The sequence below is a fragment of the Rhizobacter sp. P2_H2 genome (assembly GCF_056403375.1).
Genome location: NZ_JBFUFP010000490.1, coordinates 1 through 3,925, shown reverse-complemented (window position 1 = coordinate 3,925; position 3,925 = coordinate 1). Strand labels below are relative to the sequence as shown.

General features: G+C 74.4%; 2 protein-coding genes and 1 pseudogene. All 3 read left to right on the top strand.

The genetic code is table 11. The features are described from left to right. On the top strand, positions 1 to 1,547 hold a 1,547-nt coding region (locus tag AC1D15_RS20965; RefSeq protein WP_477827484.1), incomplete at its 5' end, for a DUF5682 family protein. An 85-nt stretch (positions 1,548 to 1,632) separates the two neighbouring features. Next, positions 1,633 to 2,778, top strand: coding sequence for a VWA domain-containing protein (locus AC1D15_RS20960; protein ID WP_477827483.1), 1,146 nt, complete (start codon positions 1,633 to 1,635; stop codon positions 2,776 to 2,778). A 5-nt stretch (positions 2,779 to 2,783) separates the two neighbouring features. Then, positions 2,784 to 3,925, top strand: a pseudogene (locus AC1D15_RS20955) (hypothetical protein); the annotation flags it as partial.

Here is a 3,925-nt window from a genome sequence, read left to right as displayed (position 1 = left end):
ACCAGTGGGTGTGGCAGCACGGGCTGCGGCCGGCCGGCGACCGCGCGGTCGCGACGATGGTGGCGCGGCTGCGCCGTGCGCAGGTGCCGCTGTCGACCGCCGACCTGCTGGCCTTCGAGCGCAGCGCCGCCGCGCTGGCCGCGTTGCGCGGGCACGCGGTGCCGCTGCGCGTCGACCTGCTCGATGCACTGCAATCGGCCGTCGTCAAGGAGGCGCTGGAGGTACCGGCCCCGTGGAGCAACGACCGCCGCCTCGGCGCGCACCACCACCCGGTGCTGCGCGAGGCCCTGCTCGCGCTGACCGGCGACGGTGCCGGCCGCCTGCATGGCGACACGCCGCTGCCGCCCTTGCTGCACGACGTGCGGCAACGGCTGGCCGCGCTCAACCTGCAGATCGAACGCACCGCCCACCAGCTCGTGCTCGACCGCCGCCGCGCCGAGGACACCCCGCGCGCGCACCTGCTGTGGCAACTGCGCTGCCTGCAGGTCAGCGGCGTGCAGCTGGTCGAGACGAAGGCACCGCGTGCCGCGCGCGGCCTGGCCCGCGAGCTGGCCTTCGAGGAGCACTGGCGGCTGCAGCAGACCGAGCGCTGGTACCCCGACCTGATCGAGGCCGCGATGCATGGCGCGACGCTCGAGGCCGCGGCACGCCAGGCACTGCTGCGCCAGGTGGCCGATGCGCAGGGAGACGCCACGGTGCTGGCGCAGTGCCTGATGCAGGCGATCCGCGCCGGCCTGCTCGACATGGGCCACGAGCTCGCGCAGCAATTGCGCGAAGGGATCGGCAGCAGCCACGACCACGGCGCGCTCGCGCGTGCCGCGCAGTCGCTGGCCGCGATCGTCGAGGCCGGCTTCTGGGGCGACGACCCGCGCGCGCTGCTCGAAGACACGCTGGCGCTGATGGCCGGCCAGCTGCTGTGGCTGCTCGAAGGCCGCGACGGCGCCGGCAGCCCGCAGCTGCTGGAGGCCGACGTGCACGCGGCTGCCGTGTTCGACACGCTGCTGCGGCTGCACCTGCCCGCGCTCGACGGCGGCTTCGTGCGGCAGACGATGGCCCGCCTCGCGCGCAGCCCCTCGAAGCCGCCGGCACTGCGCGGCGCGGCGCTCGGTGTCGCGTTCCAGCACGACGCGCTGGTGGATGACGCCAGGGCCGACGGCGCGCAGGCCGCGCGCGACGAGGTGATCGCGATCACACGTGCGATGCCGCCGCGCGACGCGCTCGGCGATTTCCTCTACGGCCTGTTCTCGTGCGCGCGGGCGCTGGCGAGCGAGAGCGACGGCATCGTGCGCGCCATCCATGCGGCGCTCGACGGCATGGGCGTCGAGGATTTCCTGGTCGCGCTGCCGGCGCTGCGCTCGGCGCTCGGCTGGTTTCCGCCGCGCGAGCGCGGCGCGCTGGCGGCCCACGTCGCGCGGCTGCTCGGCCTCGACGCCGGCCAGCGGCAGCGCCTGCTGAGGCTGCACGACGGCACCGAGGCACTGCTCGATGCGCGCCGCGTCGAGGCGCAGGCGATGGCCTGGGCGAACCAGATCGGGCTGCTGACATGAGGCGGGCCGAGCGCCGGGCCGCTCCCAAGCCGGCCCGCATCCCCTCGGGGGATCGATCGATGTACTCATCGAGCGAGGGGTTGTCATGACGAAGCCGCTGCCCGAACTCGACGCCGCCGAGCGCTGGCGCCTGCTGCTCGGCGAGGCCGCCGACGCGAGCCTCGGCGCGGCCGGCGGCCACGCGGCCGCGATGGACCGCTCGCTCGCGTGGCTGTACGGCCGCGACGACCCGTCGCAGGACGGCCGGCACGCCGACGACGCGCTCGACCGCCACGGCGGCAGCGAAGCCTCGCAGCTGACGGTGCCGGAGTGGATCAACGGCATCCACGAGCTGTTCCCGAAGGAGACGATCGAACGCCTGGAGCGCGACGCAATCGAGCGCTACGGCATCGACGAGGTGGTGAYCAACCTCGACGTGCTGGAGCGCGCGACGCCGAACCCGGCGCTGCTGCAGGCGGTGCTGCGCACCAAGCACCTGATGAATCCGCAGGTGCTGGCGATGGCGCGCAAGCTGGTCGACAAGGTGGTGCGCGAGCTGGTCGAGAAGCTCGCGAAGCAGGTGCAGCGCGCCTTCAGCGGCGCGCGCAAGCCGCAGCAGCTGAGCCTGCAGGGGGCAGTCAGCCAGTTCGCCGCGCGCGAGACGCTGAAGCGCAACCTGCGCCACTACGATGTGCAGCGCGGCCGGCTCGTGATCCAGCGGCCGCTGTTCCACGTCAACACGCGGCGCGTGCTGGAGCCCTGGCAGGTCTTCCTGCTGGTCGACCAGAGCGGCAGCATGCTGAACTCGGTGATCCATTCGGCGGTGACGGCCGCCTGCCTGTGGGGCCTGCCGGGCATCAAGACGCACCTGATCGCGTTCGACACCGAGGTGGTCGACCTGAGCGACAGCGTCACCGACCCGGTCGAGGTGCTGATGGGCGTGCAGCTCGGCGGCGGCACCTTCATCGGCAAGGCGGTGGGCTACGCGGCAGAGCGCATCAGCGTGCMGCGGCGCGCGGTGGTCGTGATCGTCAGCGACTTCTACGAGGGCATGCCGGAGCACGTGCTGATCGGCCACGTGCGCGCGCTGGTGGCGCAGGGCAGCACCGTGCTCGGGCTGGCCGCGCTCGACGAGCGGGCCGACCCGGTCTACGACAAGGAGCTGGCCGGCCGGCTGGTGGAGGCCGGCGCGCAGGTCGGCGCGATGACGCCGGGGCAGCTCGCCGCCTGGCTCGCGGAGAAGCTGAAGTGAGCGCGGTGGGGGCGATCGTCCGCGACGACCTGCTGCACCTGTCGCCCGAGGCGCTGTCGCATGCGGCGAATGCCGGCATCGTCAAGCGTGCGGTGCGCGAGTTGGCCGGCGGCTACCGGCCGCGGCTGTCGGTGGACGCGCAGGGGCTGCTGGAGGCGGTGTTCGACGATGGCGTGTCGTGCCGCTGGCCGGCGGGCGTGGCGATCCAGGATGCGCGCTGCAGCTGCAACGCGGCCGGCGTGTGCCGGCACCGCGTGATCGCGGCGCTGGCGTACCGCGAATCGGCTTCGGCACAGGCGGAACAGGCGGCCGCGCCGCTGCCGGTCGCAGCACCCGTGGCCGATGCCGACGATGCGGCGCTGGCCCGCGTCGTGCCGGCCACGCTGCTGACGCAGGCCGGCCTGCTGCGCGATGCCGGCATCAGCATCGAGGTGCGGCAGCGCGGCGGCGGCGACCCGTGCGACACCGCGCGGCTGCCGAGCGCGACCGTGCGCTACTGGGGCGGTGCCGCACTCGAGACCGCGCGCTGCGACTGCGTGCGCGCGGCGGCCTGCGAGCACGTCGCGCTGGGCGTGTGGGCGTTCCGCGCCGCACGCGAACAGGATGCAGCGGCACCGCAGCTCACGGTGCGGCTGGGCTCGGCAGGCCAGGCTCACGCGGTCGAGCGCGCGCCGTTCGAGCAGCTGGTGGAGGCGATCGCGCGGCACGGCGTGTCGCAAGGCGCCGATGCATGGATGCAAGGCCTGTCGACCGCACGCATCGCCGCGACCGAAGCGGCCTGGCTGTCGCTGCTGCTCGCCGACCTGGAGACCTGGGGCGAGGGCTACGCGAAGCGCCGCGCGCTGTACGACGCCGCGCAGGGCGTCGACCTGCTGGCCGAGCTGGGCCTGCGGCAGGCCGCGGGCGGCCTGCCTGGCCATGCCGGCGCCGTGCTGGGCATCGGCCAGGCGGGAGAGACCGCGCTGGACCGGGTCAGGCTGATGTGCCTGGGCGCGCGCACGCAGCGCGACGGCGAGGCGCGCCGCACCACCCTCGTGATGGCCGACATCGACACCGGCACGCGCCTGGTGCTGGCGCATGCGTGGCAGGTGCCCGAGGCGCGGCGTGCCGACGAGGCCGCGATCCGCGCCGCCGAACGGCTCGCGCC